Origin of the sequence: Alteromonas macleodii ATCC 27126, from assembly GCF_000172635.2 — a bacterium.
Taxonomy (GTDB): Bacteria; Pseudomonadota; Gammaproteobacteria; order Enterobacterales; family Alteromonadaceae; genus Alteromonas; species Alteromonas macleodii.
Genome location: NC_018632.1, coordinates 533901 through 551114, shown reverse-complemented (window position 1 = coordinate 551114; position 17214 = coordinate 533901). Strand labels below are relative to the sequence as shown.

16 protein-coding genes are annotated in these 17214 nt (G+C 45.9%); 13 read left to right on the top strand and 3 right to left on the bottom strand.

Annotated elements, in window-relative coordinates; all coding sequences use genetic code 11:
- Positions 1–255: 255 nt before the first annotated feature.
- Both putA and MASE_RS02430 read right to left on the bottom strand, forming a co-directional pair.
- Entirely contained in the window at positions 256–4053 is a 3798-nt protein-coding gene (gene putA, locus MASE_RS02440; protein ID WP_014948170.1) for a bifunctional proline dehydrogenase/L-glutamate gamma-semialdehyde dehydrogenase PutA, read from the bottom strand.
- A gap of 297 nt (positions 4054–4350) precedes the next feature.
- Positions 4351–5397, bottom strand: a complete 1047-nt coding sequence (locus tag MASE_RS02430) for a zinc-dependent alcohol dehydrogenase family protein (protein WP_014948168.1) — start codon at positions 5395–5397, stop codon at positions 4351–4353.
- A gap of 176 nt (positions 5398–5573) precedes the next feature.
- Between MASE_RS02430 and MASE_RS02425 the strand changes: the two genes are divergently transcribed.
- From MASE_RS02425 to rpoS, 11 genes are all read left to right on the top strand, one after another.
- Complete coding sequence (locus MASE_RS02425) at positions 5574–6032, top strand: Lrp/AsnC family transcriptional regulator (protein WP_014948167.1); 459 nt, start codon at positions 5574–5576, stop codon at positions 6030–6032.
- Positions 6033–6164: 132 nt separating this feature from the next.
- Positions 6165–7787: a methyl-accepting chemotaxis protein gene (locus tag MASE_RS02420; protein ID WP_014948166.1), complete on the top strand. Its 1623-nt coding sequence runs from the start codon at positions 6165–6167 to the stop codon at positions 7785–7787.
- Positions 7788–8129: 342 nt separating this feature from the next.
- Positions 8130–9845, top strand: a complete 1716-nt coding sequence (locus MASE_RS02415; RefSeq protein WP_014948165.1) for a TIGR03545 family protein — start codon at positions 8130–8132, stop codon at positions 9843–9845.
- 98 nt (positions 9846–9943) lie between these two features.
- On the top strand, positions 9944–10234 hold the full coding sequence (gene ftsB, locus MASE_RS02410; protein ID WP_014948164.1) for a cell division protein FtsB: 291 nt from the start codon (positions 9944–9946) through the stop codon (positions 10232–10234).
- A 5-nt stretch (positions 10235–10239) separates the two neighbouring features.
- Positions 10240–11001: a 2-C-methyl-D-erythritol 4-phosphate cytidylyltransferase gene (gene ispD, locus MASE_RS02405; RefSeq protein WP_014948163.1), complete on the top strand. Its 762-nt coding sequence runs from the start codon at positions 10240–10242 to the stop codon at positions 10999–11001.
- Positions 11001–11474: a 2-C-methyl-D-erythritol 2,4-cyclodiphosphate synthase gene (ispF, locus tag MASE_RS02400; RefSeq protein WP_014948162.1), complete on the top strand. Its 474-nt coding sequence runs from the start codon at positions 11001–11003 to the stop codon at positions 11472–11474. Before ispD ends, ispF begins: the two co-directional genes overlap by 1 nt.
- Positions 11471–12556 (top strand): tRNA pseudouridine(13) synthase TruD, encoded by a 1086-nt coding sequence (gene truD / locus MASE_RS02395; protein ID WP_014948161.1) that lies wholly within the window; start codon positions 11471–11473, stop codon positions 12554–12556. The genes ispF and truD overlap by 4 nt, the downstream gene beginning before the upstream one ends.
- A gap of 80 nt (positions 12557–12636) precedes the next feature.
- A complete protein-coding gene (locus tag MASE_RS02390) occupies positions 12637–13272 on the top strand; it encodes a protein-L-isoaspartate(D-aspartate) O-methyltransferase (RefSeq protein ID WP_014948160.1) in 636 nt (211 codons plus the stop codon).
- Positions 13269–13847, top strand: coding sequence for a YqaA family protein (locus MASE_RS02385; protein ID WP_014948159.1), 579 nt, complete (start codon positions 13269–13271; stop codon positions 13845–13847). Before MASE_RS02390 ends, MASE_RS02385 begins: the two co-directional genes overlap by 4 nt.
- A 31-nt stretch (positions 13848–13878) precedes the next feature.
- Complete coding sequence (locus MASE_RS02380) at positions 13879–14718, top strand: peptidoglycan DD-metalloendopeptidase family protein (RefSeq protein ID WP_014975595.1); 840 nt, start codon at positions 13879–13881, stop codon at positions 14716–14718.
- Positions 14719–14790: 72 nt separating this feature from the next.
- Positions 14791–15783, top strand: a complete 993-nt coding sequence (gene rpoS, locus MASE_RS02375) for an RNA polymerase sigma factor RpoS (RefSeq protein WP_014948157.1) — start codon at positions 14791–14793, stop codon at positions 15781–15783.
- Between the two features lie 113 nt (positions 15784–15896).
- Here the strand turns inward: rpoS and folA are convergent, their stop codons facing one another.
- The gene (gene folA / locus MASE_RS02370) at positions 15897–16394 is read right to left on the bottom strand and encodes a type 3 dihydrofolate reductase (protein WP_041693359.1); all 498 of its coding nucleotides are present in this window, start codon (positions 16392–16394) and stop codon (positions 15897–15899) included.
- Between the two features lie 182 nt (positions 16395–16576).
- Here folA and MASE_RS02365 point away from each other — a divergent pair, with 182 nt between their 5' ends.
- Positions 16577–16942 (top strand): hypothetical protein, encoded by a 366-nt coding sequence (locus MASE_RS02365; protein ID WP_014948155.1) that lies wholly within the window; start codon positions 16577–16579, stop codon positions 16940–16942.
- Between the two features lie 63 nt (positions 16943–17005).
- Complete coding sequence (locus tag MASE_RS02360) at positions 17006–17212, top strand: hypothetical protein (RefSeq protein ID WP_014948154.1); 207 nt, start codon at positions 17006–17008, stop codon at positions 17210–17212.
- The last annotated feature ends 2 nt before the right edge of the window (positions 17213–17214 follow it).

Below are 17214 nucleotides of genomic sequence, written 5' to 3'. Positions count from 1 at the left end.
GTGCCTATTATTTGGCGCACAGCTTACTTTCGAAGGTCTATGCGCAGCTTTTTTAAATTAACTGACACGAGTATTTCAAACGCAGGGTTAAGGTCCGGTTAAGGAAAGAGCAAGGAATTAGAAATAAATGAGAAAGGTAGGAATAAGGTATTAAAAAGGCCAGCTTAGCGCTGGCCTTTGAATGACATGTTGTGAAGATAGCTCTCAATTAAATCGCTATCTTGACAAGTCGGTATTTACCGCAAGTATTACCGCTTATTCATCATCTTCAACTAGGGTCATCAACGATGTGTTACCACCTGATGCCGTAGTATCAATACTGATGGTTTTTTCGGTCATCAAACGCTGAATAAGGTTATCGTTATATTCAGCTGTGATAACCGGCAAGATAGCGCCTTCGCGAGATGACAGCATTGCTGTAATACGCGCAGTACGCTCAGTACCAGAGTCGACCACCACGCCAGATAAATCTTCATCCATTAGCAAGGTATCTAGATGCGCAAGACGCGCTACCTGGAATAAGCCTTTTGGTGCGCCAGTTGATTCAAACTTGTTTTGAATTTCAACGGCTTCTTCATAGAAGATTTCAGACACAACTGATACTACCGGGTTACCCGTTGATAGCGCGGTCACAATAGACAGTAACCAGTATTCAAAGGTTACTTCTTTATCGGCAAAACACACCAAGATCCCGCGAGGCTCTAGGTAAAGCTTGTTCGATTCACCTGTTGGCCCCGGCAAGGTTTGTGGCTTGGCAAGCTTGCGTTCAACACTGGTTAACTGCTGACGCGCCGTCGCAAGCGTACGGTTCAAGTCATCAGCAAGCTCGTCAACGATGTCCACTTTCGCAATTTTAGCAAGAAGCTGACGTACCATAGAAATACGGTCATTCAACGGCGTATGACGCCACTGCACTTCTACCGCTTTCGCTTTATCCATCATTACGTGCGCACGCTCGGCAATCTTTTCATCACCGACAAGCGCTGCATCAGTACCATCTACATCATCAATGTGCGATGGCTTAGGTGTGGCACGCTCCATCATTAAGCGAGGCAGATAGTTAGGGCCACCCGCTTTTGGACCTGTACCAGACAATCCACGTCCACCGAATGGCTGAACGCCAACAATAGCGCCAATCATGTTGCGGTTAATGTACACGTTACCCGCGCGGCTCTTCGCTGCTAGCTCGTTGGCACGCTCTTCAATACGCGAGTGAATGCCCATAGTCAGGCCGTAACCTGTGCCATTGATTTGCTCTAGCACATTATCAAGGTCTTTCGACTTAAAGCGAACAATATGTACCACAGGACCGAACACTTCTTTTTCAAGCACATCAATGTTCTTGATTTCATATAAGGTCGGCGCAAAGAAAGTACCGTTTTCAAAGCCTGCTGGCATTTCATTGCGATAAAGCAGCTTAGCTTTATCTTCCATATACTCTTGGTGATCGGTTAGGCTCTTAAGCGCCTTCTCGTCAATTACAGGGCCCACATCGGTAGCAAGCTGCGTTGGATCACCAACGGTAAGCTCTTTCATGGCGCCGGTTAGCATTTCGATAAGGTCATCAGCAATTTCATCTTGTACGAACAATACGCGAAGCGCTGAACAGCGCTGACCGGCACTTTGGAAGCCAGAGTGGATCACGTCATCAACTACCTGCTCTGGCAGTGCAGTTGAATCAACAATCATACAGTTTTGACCGCCCGTCTCTGCAATCAATGGCACCTGTTCGCCACCACGTTCTGCAAGCACTTGAGAAATTAACGTACCGGTTTGCGTTGAACCTGTGAACATTACCGCTTTAATGCGCTCGTCTGGTAGAAGGGTTTCGCCCACTTCTTTACCAGGCGACACAATAAGTTTCAGTGCGTCTTCTGGCAGGCCTACCGAGTGCATAATATCTACCGCACGCTGCGCAATAATGCTGGTTTGTTCAGCAGGCTTAGCAATAACCGTGTTACCTGTTACAAGTGCCGCTGCCACCTGGCCTAAGAAAATGGCTAGTGGGAAGTTCCACGGGCTAATACAAAGCACAACACCACGAGGAAGTAAGCGTTGATCTTCAGCAAGCTCTTCTGCACGCGCCGCGTAGTAGCGACAGAAATCAACGGCTTCACGCACTTCATCAATACTGTCTTGCGCTACTTTACCGGCTTCACGCATACAGATAGCGATAAGTTCTGCCATGTGGCGCTCAAGCGCATCTGCTGTTCGATTAAGTATTTCAGCGCGCTCGCTTACATCGCGTTTAGACCATGCTTCAAACCCAGCTTCGGCTTCATCTAATGCTTTACGCATATCATCAGGCGTAGCGTAATGGTGATAACCTACCACGTCGTTGTGGTTAGTTGGGCTAAGTACCGCTGTCGCACCTTCTGGCACTTCACCGGTCACTTTGTAGTAATCCTGCCAGCGTTCAAGTTCGTGTTTAAGCGCCGTTACCGCATTGGTGTCGGTAAGGTCTAGACCACGCGAGTTATCGCGCTCTGGCGCATACAGCCCACGTGGGGTTTTGATTAACTTGTTATAGCGTACTTTCAGGCGTTGTGTTTTCTCTACCGGATCTTCAAGCAAAGACTCAACCGGTTTTTCATCGTCAACGATGGCGTTTACAAACGACGAGTTCGCGCCGTTTTCAAGAAGACGACGTACAAGGTAGGCCAATAAGTCTTCGTGTTCACCTACAGGTGCATAAACACGGCACTGAATTTTATCCTGTGTTACCACCTGATCGTAAAGAGTATCGCCCATACCGTGCAGACACTGGAACTCAAAACCTTCTTTGTCGTCACCAGCAAGCTCAACAATTACAGACGCTGTGTAGGCATTGTGAGTCGCAAACTGCGGGTAAATGGTGTCGCGATATTCAAGTAGACGGTTCGCACAGGCATGGTATGACACATCTGTTGACGACTTACGGGTAAATACAGGGAACTCTTCAAGGCCCGCTTGTTGAGTAAGCTTAATCTCAGTATCCCAATAGGCACCTTTAACTAAACGCACCATTAGCGGACGACCTACCTCTAGGGTAAGTTCACGTAAGTGCTCTATAACGTGGATTGCGCGTTTTTGGTACGCCTGTACGGCCAAGCCAAAGCCTGTCCAACCGTTCAGGTCTTCATCGCGAAATACAGCTTCAATAATATCTAGAGAAAGCTCTAGACGGTCAGCTTCTTCCGCATCTACGGTTAAACCGATATCGTATTCTTTCGCCATCATACACAGCGCTTTCAAGCGCGGCGGAATGTCTGCCATGGCGCGTTCGCGGTGAGAAAATTCAAAGCGTGGGTGAATAGCAGAAAGCTTTACCGAGATCCCCGGTGAACGCTTAGGACCGCGTCCGTTAGCCGCTTTACCGATTACTTTTATTGCTTTTACGTATGCATCGTAGTAACGCTCAGCGTCGCGCATAGTGCGTGCGCCTTCGCCTAGCATGTCGTAAGAATATACGTACCCTTTGGTTTCTTTCTCTTTGGCGCGATCTACCGCATCTTCAATGGTTTCGCCCATAACGAACTGACGACCCATAACGCGCATCGCAATGTTCATAGCGCGGCGAATAACAGGTTCACCTAAGCGGCCAAGGGTTTGTTTTAATAAGCCAAACTGTTCTTTCTTGCGCTTGTCGGCATAGTTCACCATGTTGCCCGTAAACAACAAGCCCCACGCCGATGCGTTAACAAATAACGACTCTGAATTCCCCAAGTGAGGTGTCCACTGTCCCTGAGACAGTTTGTCACGAATAAGCTCATCTTGAGTGGCTTTGTCTGGAACACGCAGCAAGGCTTCAGCCAAGCACATCAATACCACACCTTCTGCTGTAGATAGCGAGTATTCATTTAATAATGCGTCAACACCACCGTGCCCTTCTTGCTCTCGGCGAATTTGAAGCACCATCTTTCGTGCGCGTTCCCATGCACGGCTTCGTGCACGTGGGTTTACCTCGGCAATGGGAAGGATTTGATCCACAGCCACCGACTCACTAATGCGATAGTAGTCTCTTATACGCTGGCGTAGGGGTGAAGTTGTATGAAGTGTGTCGTTAATGAGCATTGCAACCCTTTCATAGAAATAGCTGTAACAAAAAGCGTTCCCGCCGTGTAAGACTGCTCACGGTTACATGGAAGCGGCTAAAAAACAAGCAAAGTCGAAACCCTGCGTTGACCTGTCGTTCTTCTTTTAACTTTATACTTTTGGATGAAGATCACGACAGTGCCAAATTTGCGCGGATGGTAGCACACAAAATCGCCCTGCCAAGCCCCTACCAGCAAAGTTTTTTTGATTCTCTGTCAAGCTACGTATTCAGTGCGTTAGATGACATTTCACACGCAGCTCAACAAGCCCTGTTTTTCACTTTTCATCAAAAGAAATAACGGTCACGCCAGGTTGTGAATATTTGTCCATTTCAGTCAACGCTTTAGGCGCTTCTTGAAGTGAAATTATCTTTCCAATCAGGGCTTGGGGATTCAGCTTTTTTGTGGCGATCATGCCAAACATGGCCTCGTAACGATACGCCTGCATACCGTGACTACCTATTACTTCAAGCTCATGTGCAACGACCGTATCCATGGGAATAGGAGGCGTTGACTGTTCAGCTAATAGCAAACCAACTTGAACATGTTTACCACGCTTTCTTAAGCTATTTACCGAGTTAACACAGGTAATAGGATTTCCTAAGGCGTCAATTGACACGTGCGCACCGCCTGATGAGAGGCGCTTAATTGTCGCAGACACATCCTTTTCATTTTTAGCATTTATCACCACATCAGCGCCAAGCTTTTGCGCCAATGCTAGTGCGTCATCTGAAATATCAACGGCAATAACGTTTGCGCCAATACTCGATGCAATCATCACAGCAGATAGCCCAACGCCACCACAGCCGTGAACAGCGACCCATTGCCCAGCGCTCACCTTACCTTGGTCAACCACTGCGCGAAATGATGTAGCAAAACGGCAACCCAAACTAGCCGCAGTCACGTAGTCTATTTCTTCAGGGAGATGAACCAGATTAACGTCTCCAAAATCGATTTCTACATATTCTGCAAACGAGCCCCAGTGAGTAAAACCCGGCTGTGTTTGGTTACCACACACCTGGTGATTACCCGAAGAGCATTCTGAACATCTTCCACACGCACTAATAAAAGGCACCGTAACTTTATCGCCCGCTTTGAATCGCTTTACATCGCTTCCAACGGACTCTACAACGCCAGCAAATTCATGACCCGGTACATGAGGTAAGTTTATTCCATCATCATGTCCCATCCAGCCATGCCAATCGCTGCGGCACACGCCTGTGGCTTTTACCCGTATCACTACTCCGTGAGATTTTGGCATGGGCTTCTTTACGTCCTGAATATTTAATTGTCCACCAAACGATTCAAATACCACAGCTTTCATGATTACAGCCCTCCAAAATAAGACTAATAAGTGTTCACACCATTGTGACTAATTCTAAAAGAGTGCTCGCGAAATAACCTTGCTTTCTATTTAGCTTAAATAGCCCAAATTGAAAGAAGCTTTTAATTGGCATTTAATTTAGGAAAGAATCCATCAAATAGGACGTAAAGAAGAGCATGGATAATGTTGATAAGAAAATTTTAGCCTTACTTCAAAAGGACGGAAAACTGTCGAACGCCAAGCTGGCTGAAAAGCTCAATATGAGTGAAACACCCTGCTGGAGACGCGTAAGACGATTAGAGAGCGAAGGATACATTGAGAGTTACCAAGCGAACCTGAACAAACGAAAGCTAGGGTATGGCGTGCTGGCGTTTGTACAGCTCACTTACACAGCCCATGACACAAAAACAACGAGTGACTTTATTGATATTATTCAACGCTGCGACAACGTTTTAAGCTGCCACAACATCACAGGTGGCGCTGATTTCTTACTACAAGTGGTGGCCAGAGACTTGGATGATTACGGCCACTTTGTAGATACAGTACTGCGAAAACTCCCCGGCATATCAGATATATCATCAAGTATTTCCCTTAAAGAGCTTAAATCAACAGTTCGACTGCCTTTAGATTGCTGAATAAACACCACAAAAAGTGCCATACTTAAATTTTGGTACATTTGTCTAATTTAACTCTGGAGTAATAAGTAGAAGTATAAAAACCGTCTACACTTTAAAAAAACAAAAATACAAATAGATAGGTATTTGCCGATGTGGTTAAGAAAATTCAGTTTAATTCAACGTTTGGGCATTATCGTTGCCCTAATTACGCTGTTATTTGTACTTCTTACTGCCGTTGTTTTAAACAGGCACTACGAAGCATTAAAGCAAAAGTCTTATGATGAAAATCAGCACCTGGTCGAGGTGGTTCATACCATGCTCAGTAGCTTCGCGGCGCGCACCGACGTAGACGAGGCAACCGCTAAGCAACAGGCGTTAGAGGCCGTCAAAGCGCTACGATACGACGGAAGCAACTACTTTTGGATCCAAGACCAAACGCCATCTATGGTTATGCACCCCATCAAGCCCGCCCTTGACGGTCAAGATTTACGAACCTTTAAAGACGGGAATGGCAAAGCCTTCTTTATAGAAATGGCGCAAAAAGTGAAATCGAAAGGTGAAGGTTTTGTCGATTATGTATGGCCGCTTCCCGGTGAAGAGTCACCTACCGACAAAATTTCCTACGTTAAAGAGTTCAAGCCGTGGGGATGGACAGTGGGCTCTGGTATCTACCTTACCAATCTTGAAAAAGAATTTGCTCATCTTCGCAATGTGATTGCGGTGTTTTGTCTGGTTAGCATAGTGCTAGTTGTGGTGCTTGTTTATGTTATTGGCGGCAGCATAGTGAAACCGGTTCAAGAAGTAAGTGAGCGAATGAAGGATATCTCACAAGGAGAAGGTGATCTCACCCGCTCGTTGCCTGAAACTGGCCAAGATGAAGTAACGCGTTTGGCACGCTACTTTAATGAATATACCGAAAAAATGCGCCATTCGCTGTTGGGGATCCGTGAGAATATTAATTCACTGACCCAGCAAGCAGAACTTGTAGAAACATCAAGTAAAAATAGTAACGCTCAGGCACAGACGCAAAATGAAAACATGCTTCAAGTTGCCGCTGCCATGGAAGAGATGACAACGCAGATAAATGAGGTTAGCAATAACGCAGATTCTGCAGAAAAAAGTACCAGCAGCGCGCGGGGTAACGTACAAAACGGCGCCTCGGTTGTGGATAGTACCGTTAACGATATACGCTCTCTTACCTCTGATATTGAAAGCGTAAGTAGCGCGGTTACCGAACTTGCTGCGCAGACTGAAAGCATTGGTGCTGTACTTGATGTAATCCGCGGCATTGCCGAACAAACTAACTTACTGGCGCTTAACGCTGCTATAGAAGCAGCGCGAGCTGGCGAGCAAGGACGAGGTTTCGCCGTCGTAGCTGATGAAGTGCGTACACTGGCAAGTCGAACCGGACAAAGTACCGATGAAATCCAAGCGATGATAGAAAAGCTGCAAAGTAATGCCAAAAGCGCAGTAGATGCAGTAAAAGTAAGCCAGTCAGCGTCAACCAAAACGGTAGACAACGCTATACAGGCGAATCAAAATCTGCAAGAGGCTGATCGCTTAATGACTGAAATTGCAGATATGAGTAGCGAAATAGCGCGGGCTACCGAGCAGCAAGCGGAAGCCGCTACCGAAGCGAATATGCGCATCAATGCGCTTTCGGGTGCTGCTGATAGTAGCTTGAGAACGGCAGATGAATTAGCAGCTGCGAGCCAGGCGTTACGCGCAAGCTGTATAGCAATAATGGACATTGCGAACCGCTTTAAGCTTTAAAGCATTTTACATTTCAACGAGCCTGCTGCGCTTTGCTGCAAAGCATTGAGAAGCAGGCTCACTTTACTGCTGCTACCACTCCATAGCTCAGGGTAATTTTCTTTTAAAAAAAGTAAACTTTGCCGAATTTTGCTTCTCTTACGTCAAGTTGTTTAAAAGCTCACATGGTTTAATCAATACACCTACCTTCTGCGTATGGAAGAAAAGACCTGAGTGCATTACACTCAGAGGCACCATAAGTGGCGGTTAATCGATTACTTTTTATTGAGCGATATACTAGCCACCAAAGTAGTGACTTATGCGCAATAAAAGCCAGACGCGCAAAAAATCAAGGAGTTGAATATGAGCAGTGGTTCAAAGGGTAAGCCTATTTTATTATGGGTTGTCGGTTTTTTCGTGTTGCTATTTTTGGTGTATTTCCTGTTCGCCAATACCATCATCAAATCTATTCTTGAGTCCAAGCTGGGCGAATCCTATGGAGCAGAAGTGAATATCGACGAGTTCGACCACTCTCTTTTTCCAACAACTGTTACGCTGAAAGGTATTGCACTCACCAACCCCACAAAGCCTACTCACAACCAAGTTTTTGTAGGTGAAGCTCACGCAGACGTTGAGCTGAAGCCACTGTTAGATGATCAAGTTATCGTAAACAATCTTGATTTACTGAAAGTGCAGTTCGATACACAGCGCGAGTCTGAAGGTGAAGTTTATCGCGTTCCAGAACGTTCACTGTCATTTGACGAAATTAAAGCAAAAGCCAAAGAAGCCGTGCCTACGGTTGACGAACTTCTCGCCCGCAATCCACTAAAAACCACTGCTGCCATTGAAAATGCGAAGTCTGCCTACGAAACTTACGGCAAGGGCCTTAAAAACGATTATGAATCTTTACCTGATAAGGCGCGCATTGAGTACTATAAAACGCAAGTTGCCCAGCTAAAAGAAACGAACTACAAAGACCCTCAAGCCTTGGTACAGGCAAAGTCTTCTTTTGATAAGTTGAAAGAAGAAATGCAGGCAGACCGCGCGCTTATTAGCAATTTCACGGAAAAAGCGAGCGATGCCAAACAAGCCCTTAGTGAAAGTGTTGAAGCACTTAAGAAAGCGCCACAAGAAGATTACGCGTTGCTGAAAGGGGTAATTGCAGGTGACCAAGCGGCACTTTCTCAAGTCACTTACTTTGTGTTTGGCGACAAAGCGGCGGAATACACTGAGTACCTTATGGCAGCAATGCAAATTGTTATGCCGCTCATTCAAGGTGAAGAAAAAAGTGAAGCACCGACTGAAGTGCCGTCGATTTTGGTGAAAGAAGCCAATGTATCAGTGCTTTGGCAAAATGAATCTATCACCAGCAAATGGAACAACATTACAAACGTTCACGAAGTATTCGGTAACCCCACCACCTTTACTATTGAAGCAGCGGGCGAGTTACTAAAGTCGTTTACTTCCAGCGGTGAATTCTGGATTGACGGCAACGGGGTTGACGCTAGCCAAGTCTGGCAGCTAGCCGGTGTGAATATGTCTAACATTTCATTTAGCGGTAATGAAACACTAAATGCGGTGCTTAAATCAGCGCTGATGAAAACCAATGGATCGATGAAAGTCACTGATAACATGCTTACCGGTACGGGCGAAGTTGACCTTCAGCAGCTCGTTATGGAAGCAACTGGCACCAGTGATATCACCAGTGCTATTGCGCAGGCACTGCAAACGTTAACCAGCCTAAACATGACGATGCTGCTAGACGGCACGCTTTCAGACCCTGGCTTTAACATTAAGTCTGATCTGGATAATAAGCTGGCTAAAGCGGCGCTTTCACAGCTTACTGCCAGCCAAAAAGACAAGCTGGATGAATTAAACAACAAACTCAACAGCATGATAAGTAACGAACAATCATTGCTATCAGGCGAGCTTGTTGACGTAAACAGTATGCTTAGCGCAGCCCAAGGCGACAGTGCCGCCCTTCAGGAGCTGCTTCAAGCTCAACTTAACAACGTTGTTGAGCAGCAAAAAAGTAAGCTGTTTGATAAATTGAAGGGAAAATTGGGCCAAGGTGAATAATGCGCCTTTGACTCGACGCTGCTTCGCGGCATAATAAGACACAGCAGAGGCGAAGAGCCTCTGCTTTTTTCCGCTTAACCACATTGTCAGGTGAATCTGTGTTGCAAGGTAAATGGCTTCCCATTGTATTGATAGTACTGCTTGGTCTATTGCAATACAGGCTATGGTTTGGAAAAAATAGTATTCCCGATTACTTCAACCGAAAACAAGAAGTTCACTCTCAAGCCCTTCAAAATGCCAACCTCGCTCAGCGCAATGCCCTACTTAAAGCTGATATTAGCGATTTAAAAATTGGTCTAGAAGCCATTGAAGAAAGAGCCCGAAATGAACTCGGTCTGATCAAAAAGGGAGAAACCTTCTACCGTATTTTGCCCGCAGATTCTAAGTGAAGAAAATGACATCGCCCCGCGTTGTTGCGGTTATCCCCGCAGCCGGAGTTGGCAGCCGAATGCAGGCTGACCGCCCAAAGCAATACCTCACCTTAAATGGTAAAACCATTCTTGAACACACTATTGACGCGCTGCTACAGCATCCGTTAATCGATGACGTGATCGTAGCGATAAGCCCAGGTGACGCGTATTTTGATCAATATCGGTTACGTGAAAAACCCATTCGCGTTGTAGATGGCGGAAAGGAACGCGCTGATAGTGTATTGAACGGGCTTATGTCACTTGGCGAGAACGATTGGGCACTGGTTCACGATGCCGCGAGGCCTTGTATAGAAGAGAGCGATATTTCCGCACTGCTCGAATTAATGAGCAGTGATAACGTTTCTGGCGGTATTCTAGCTACCCCTGTTCGTGACACCATGAAGCGGGTCAGACCTTCAACAAATGTTATTTCTCACACTGAAGACCGGGACGGTCTTTGGCACGCTTTAACGCCTCAACTTTTTCCAGCAACATTGCTAAAACGCGCGCTTCAAAATGGTTTATCACAGGGCGCAAATATCACAGACGAAGCCTCTGCCATGGAGCTTGAAGGCTACAAAGTTGCCATGGTAAGCGGAAGTCCGGCAAATATAAAAATAACGCATCCGGCCGATCTTCCTTTGGCAGAATTTTATCTTAAGCAAAAATTAAGCGCGCAAGGCCAGAACGGTCAAAACTACAGAGTTCAAAGCCACAGCGCAAAAAATCAAAAGGCACAATCATAATGCGAATTGGACACGGATTTGATGTACACAAGTTTGGCGGTGAAGGCCCCATCACAATAGGTGGCGTCAGTATCGACTATGAGCAAGGACTGTTAGCTCACTCAGATGGCGATGTATTACTACACGCACTGTGTGATGCAATGCTAGGTGCAGCAGCACTCGGTGATATTGGCAAGCACTTCCCTGACACAGACGACGCATACGCGGGTGCAGACAGCCGCGTGCTGCTGCGTCACGTTGTCAATGTAGTAAGGGAGAAAGGTTACCGCTTAAGTAATGCAGATATGACCATTGTGGCGCAAGCACCTAAGATGGCGCCGCATATTACTGCTATGCGTGAGATTATTGCCCAAGACTGCAACGTATCGCTTGACGACATCAACGTAAAAGCAACGACCACTGAAAAGCTAGGCTATACAGGCCGTAAAGAAGGCATTGCCTCTCACGCCGTTGTTCTACTGGAAAAATTATGAAGCCTTTACACACTGACCACTGGCAGTACTATTTCGCAAAACCCGTATCCACCGGTATTTTTAAATTCCAAGCCGACGATTTTCAAGTTGTCGAGGATTTGGGTTATACCCCTTGTGGTGAAGGCGAGCACCAGTTTGTATTTATTGAAAAAACCAACACCAATACCGCGTTTGTCGCTGAGCAGCTAGCCCGTTTCGTTAACCTTCCATTACGCCAAATTACCTATGCTGGTCGCAAAGACAAATACGCGGTAACGCAACAGTGGTTTGGTATTCACGCGCCGGGTAAGCCTGACTTCGACTTCAGCAACTTTGAACTGGAAGGCGTTAAAGTGCTTAAGCAAATGCGTCACAATAAAAAGTTGCGAACGGGTCAGCTTAAAGGCAATCACTTTACGATTACCTTGCGCCAGGTACTGCATCCTGAGGCCATTGAAGAGCGTCTTCAAGAAATTGAAAAGCACGGTGTGCCGAACTATTACGGCGAACAACGCTTTGGCGTGATGCGCTTAAATGACATGGGTGAAGTGCAACGCGGTGGAAACCTAGTAATAGCCGAGCGGATGGTAAACGGTGAAACCATCAGACACCGCAACAAACGTTCCATGGCACTTTCTGCACTGCGCAGCTGGCTATTTAATGAAATGCTTTCTGCACGCTTAGAAAAAGACATGTTCGACAAGGTCACTCACGGCGACGCGCTGGTGCTTTCAGGTTCTAACAGCTTTTTCATCAACGAAGGTTCCGACGGCTCTGAGCAGCAGCAAGACGCACAACGTCGTTTTAATGCCAAAGACGTAAGCCCTTCAGCACCGCTGTGGGGTAAAGGAGCACTTGTTACGCAAGCTGACACACTAGCGCTTGAGCAATCTGTTGCAGAGCAAAATAGTGAAGTTATCGACTTTTTAAGCCAGTGCGGGTTCGAACAAGAGCGTCGTGCGATAAAAATTTGGCCTTCACAGCTTGAATGGCAGAGTAAGGGTGATACATTTACTATCTCGTTTGCGCTTCCAAGTGGCTGCTTTGCAACCTCAGTCCTTAGAGAGTGCGTGGAAACCTTGTCCCCAATTAACAGGGTGTAAAGAGTATTGAGAAAGCGTGGCGCGCAACAGACTAAACCTCGCGTGGCTGTGGATAAGAATAAAGGAAAGTACGCAACATCATGAGAGCTTCTAGAAAAGGAGACGCGTTAGCACAACTGCTTTATAACGAGGGAATACGTTCGCAAGCAGTATTGAACGCCATTGCTGGTACGCCGCGGGAAAGCTTTTTACCCGACGCGCTGAAACATAAGGCCTATCAAAATACGGCATTGCCAATAGGTCAAGGCCAAACCATTTCGCAGCCTTATATTGTTGCGAAAATGACAGAGTTGCTGCTAGATAGCCCTAATAAACCCGAGAAAGTGTTAGAAATAGGCACGGGTTCAGGTTATCAGACCGCTATACTCGCGCAGCTTTTTGCCAAAGTATTCAGTGTTGAACGTATTAAATCATTGCAGTTCCAAGCGAAACGTCGAATGAATCAGCTCGACCTTCACAATATTGCAATGAAACACGGCGATGGTTGGAAAGGTTGGGCATCCAAGGGCCCTTACGATGCCATTATTGTCACCGCCGCCGCTGCAAGTCTTCCACAGGATCTGTGCGATCAGCTTAAAGAAGGCGGGCGGTTGATTATTCCCGTAGGTAACGAGCAACAATCGTTACTATGTATTGATAGGATTGAAGGTGAACTAAAAACATCGACCATTGAATCGGTCCGATTTGTTCCCCTTGTAGCAGGAGAGCTAATGTGAAGCTTTTTGAGCCATGTTATGACATGGCGTTACGCTGGGCGAGACATCGTCACGCAACCAAATATTTGGGCGGGTTAAGCTTCTCAGAGTCGGTTTTCTTCCCTATTCCACCTGATGTTATGCTTGCGCCAATGGCACTGTCCCAGCCTGCTAGAGCATGGCAGTTCGCTTTTATTACGACCATCGCGTCGATTTTGGGCGGTATAGCTGGCTATTGGCTTGGTTACTTTGCTTTCGATGCTTGGCTGGCTCCGCTTATCGAGAGCTGGGGGTATACCCACAAAATAGACACGGCAATGCAGTGGTTTAAAGACTACGGCGTATGGGTAGTTTTTCTTGCTGGTTTCTCACCTATCCCTTATAAAATTTTCACTGTGAGTGCTGGCTTCTTGCAAATGGCCTTCTTGCCATTTGTACTGGCATCAGCTGTTGGTCGAGGCGCACGCTTCTTTTTGGTCGCAGCACTCATGCGCTGGGGGGGCGCAGCCATGGAGCAAAAGCTAAGGCAGTATGTAGAAGTGCTTGGATGGGGAGTAGTCATCCTCGCAATATTCGCTTATTTACTATTGCGATGACATGCGTAGGCCCCACCTTCACATAGGAATTTTGTTATATATTTGTGTACTCATCGGGGGCTGTGCAGGAAGAAGTGCACCCGCTCCCGTGGTTTTATTAAATAGCCAAGTTTCAGATGGAAGCGAAGAATACACAAAAAAAACCTATAAAGTTCAACGGGGAGACACCCTCTATGCGGTGGCATGGTACACGGGAAATGACTATCGCGACTTAGCAAAATACAACCAATTATCAGCTCCTTACACCATTTTCCCTGGTCAAGTTTTAAACGTCACACCACCTTCGAATGTGGCTACAGCCCCCGTTATACCTAAGTCCAAGACCAATCAGTCAACAGCTCCGACCACATCAAATGTAGACAAAAGTTTGGTTGACCGCCCACAACCACAGGCGTATCGTGAAAGTGAAAAAGTTGTTAAGCCACAAAATGTTACAACTGTCAAGAAGCCGTCACAAAGCGTCAAAAAACAAACACCGACGAGTTTTCCAGACAAAGTACAAGAGTGGGTGTGGCCTGCAGAAGGTAAGGTAGTTGGAACCTTCAGTAAGTCAGAGTCAGGCAACAAAGGTATTGATATCGCTGGTGTTAAAGGCAGTAAAGTCGTAGCGGCAGCAGATGGAAAAGTTGTTTACTCAGGTAGCGCACTAAGAGGTTACGGTAATCTGGTTATCATTAAGCATACAGATACCTTTCTAAGTGCCTATGCCTACAACGACACTATTTTAGTCAAAGAACGAGAATGGGTGTCGGCAGGGCAGCAAATTGCAACCATGGGTGACAGCGGAACAAATTCGGTAAAACTTCACTTTGAAGTTAGGTATAGAGGGAAATCATTAGACCCTATGAAATACCTGCCAGCATTAAAATAATAAAAATAAATAACAATAAAAAAAGACAAAGGAGAAACGTCATAAGGTAAACCTTGTAGCAGGAGATTCATGATGGGTAAGTCAACGAAAGCCTTAGAATCAACACCTCAAGATGATGTAGAAGTCATCGATATGCCAGCTGATATGAAAGCTGACGAAACCTTAACGAACGACGCTGACCTAGAAAATGACGACGCTATTTTCAGTCAGGATGACCAACCTAAAAACCTGGATGCCACACAGCTTTATCTAGGCGAGATTGGTTTTTCACCACTGCTAACCGCAGAAGAAGAAGTTTATTTTGCGCGCCGCTCACTGAAAGGCTGCGAAGCCTCTCGTAAACGTATGATTGTAAGCAACCTTCGCCTTGTTGTTAAGATTGCTCGCCGTTATAACAACCGTGGGTTGGCTCTTCTAGATTTAATCGAAGAAGGCAATTTAGGACTAATTCGTGCCGTAGAGAAGTTTGATCCTGAACGTGGATTCCGCTTTTCAACATACGCCACATGGTGGATACGCCAAACCATCGAACGCGCTATCATGAACCAAACGCGCACCATTCGTTTGCCTATTCATGTAGTGAAAGAACTAAACGTTTATTTACGTGCTTCTCGTGAACTTTCACAAAAGCTTGATCATGAGCCAACTGCAGAAGAAATTGCACTAGCGCTTGATAAGCCTGTGGAAGATGTCACTAAGATGTTGCGTTTAAACGAGCGCATTACCTCTGTCGATACACCTATTGGTGGAGAAAATGATAAAGCACTCCTCGACATTATTGCTGACGAGAAAGAGTTTAGCCCTGAAGAGAGCTTACAAGACTCAGATATCAAAAGTAATATTGTAACCTGGCTTGAAGAACTAAACCCTAAGCAACGCGAAGTACTTGCTCGTCGTTTCGGTCTTATGGGATATGAACCTTCAACACTTGAGGATGTGGGTGCCGAAATTGGCTTAACACGTGAACGTGTTCGTCAAATTCAAGTAGAAGCACTTCGCCGTCTTCGCGATATGTTGGGTCATCAGGGTCTTTCATTAGAGAACCTGTTCGACCAAATGAAGTAGCATCTGCGCGCAACGCAAAAATACAAATGCCAGTGTTGTGAAGCTCTCAATTTTTGAGTTTCACAACACTGGCATTTTTTTATTTTAAATTGGACCTAGTTCCAATCTCTCCGTTAGTTTCGAACGAGAGTAACGAATGTGTAAGGGTGAGGATTTTTCTCATCGGCGTCATGTTCATCACGTGATACTTCCGTCCAACTTGCTGCCGCCTCATAGTCTGGGAACTGTGTATCTCCGTCAACAGTCAAATCAATATGTGTGAGATACAAAGTGTCAGTGCTATCTAAGAACGTTTGGTAAATAGTACCGCCACCGATAATCATTATTTCATCGTTGTCGCTGTGCTCTGCGCTTAGCGCTTTGGCTACCTCAATCGCTGACTCTGGTGAATCTACTACCGTCGCGTCAGATAAGCTGTAGTCAGCATTACTCGTTATAACAATGTTTGGCCTGCCAGGTAATGCCCTTCCGATTGACTCATAGGTTTTGCGGCCCATTATGACGGCTTTGCCTAAGGTGATCGCTTTAAAGTGTTTTAAATCAGCCGGTAAGTGCCACGGCATATCATTATCTGCGCCTATAATTCTGTTTTTCGCCATAGCAGCAATCATCGCTATCTTCATTTCATTACCTATAAAGCCGTTTTTATTGTTGAACCGCGGCAGTATATCAATATCAGCGACCAAATGTGTATTGGCTCAAAGGGTATAGCTTTAACACTCAACAAATAGAAACAGTTATCATTTGCATTATTATTTTAACTGTTCTAGTGTGTATACAGGAGGTCGCGACAATGCAAATAAACTATCTATGCCCTAAACACGCAGATTGGGTTTACAACAACCCAGAACAGGCCCTACACGTAATGGCGCGCGATGAAATGCAAGGCACAATGCTTATGCAAAGCGGTCAGTTCAGTGAAGCAATTCCATACCTTGGCTGTGCGTTTGATATCGCCGTTATTCTGCTTGAGGTAGACGGCGGTGAGAACAACGCAATGACAGCTAAGATTATGGGCTTAACAAGCTTGCTTGAAGAGACATACTTTCATCTGAAACTGCCTCACCACCGAAACGCCATTGTCGACAGAGCTCATACTGTCATCAGCGCCTCGAACAACATCGTGAACAGCAATGTACCACTGCGCTTCGCCGTGTAGTTGCACCGATACTTATGCGCCTAACTACTTCACCTTACTTTTACTAACGCTTTAGGAGAATTCATGAAAGTTAACCTTAAACGCTCAGCTCTAATGCTATACGCCGCTGTATTTAGTTCAGGCGCATTCGCTCATGCAGGACACGATCATGAACACTGGACTAGCGGTGTTATGCATGCTCTGTTTTACGCGTCTCTTGTAGGCTGTGCAGCTGCGTGTGGCTTTGCGGCTTACAAATACTTCAACACTAAAAAGCGCTCAGCAAAGTAAGG

Excerpts from the sequence above, each read along its gene's own strand:
- putA (WP_014948170.1), bottom strand. The coding sequence starts at position 4,053 with ATGCTCATTAACGACACACTTCATACAACTTCACCCCTACGCCAGCGT.
- MASE_RS02430 (WP_014948168.1), bottom strand. The coding sequence starts at position 5,397 with ATGAAAGCTGTGGTATTTGAATCGTTTGGTGGACAATTAAATATTCAG.
- MASE_RS02425 (WP_014948167.1), top strand. The coding sequence starts at position 5,574 with ATGGATAATGTTGATAAGAAAATTTTAGCCTTACTTCAAAAGGACGGA.
- MASE_RS02420 (WP_014948166.1), top strand. The coding sequence starts at position 6,165 with ATGTGGTTAAGAAAATTCAGTTTAATTCAACGTTTGGGCATTATCGTT.
- MASE_RS02415 (WP_014948165.1), top strand. The coding sequence starts at position 8,130 with ATGAGCAGTGGTTCAAAGGGTAAGCCTATTTTATTATGGGTTGTCGGT.
- ispD (WP_014948163.1), top strand. The coding sequence starts at position 10,240 with ATGACATCGCCCCGCGTTGTTGCGGTTATCCCCGCAGCCGGAGTTGGC.
- ispF (WP_014948162.1), top strand. The coding sequence starts at position 11,001 with ATGCGAATTGGACACGGATTTGATGTACACAAGTTTGGCGGTGAAGGC.
- truD (WP_014948161.1), top strand. The coding sequence starts at position 11,471 with ATGAAGCCTTTACACACTGACCACTGGCAGTACTATTTCGCAAAACCC.
- MASE_RS02390 (WP_014948160.1), top strand. The coding sequence starts at position 12,637 with ATGAGAGCTTCTAGAAAAGGAGACGCGTTAGCACAACTGCTTTATAAC.
- rpoS (WP_014948157.1), top strand. The coding sequence starts at position 14,791 with ATGGGTAAGTCAACGAAAGCCTTAGAATCAACACCTCAAGATGATGTA.
- folA (WP_041693359.1), bottom strand. The coding sequence starts at position 16,394 with ATGATTGCTGCTATGGCGAAAAACAGAATTATAGGCGCAGATAATGAT.
- MASE_RS02365 (WP_014948155.1), top strand. The coding sequence starts at position 16,577 with ATGCAAATAAACTATCTATGCCCTAAACACGCAGATTGGGTTTACAAC.
- MASE_RS02360 (WP_014948154.1), top strand. The coding sequence starts at position 17,006 with ATGAAAGTTAACCTTAAACGCTCAGCTCTAATGCTATACGCCGCTGTA.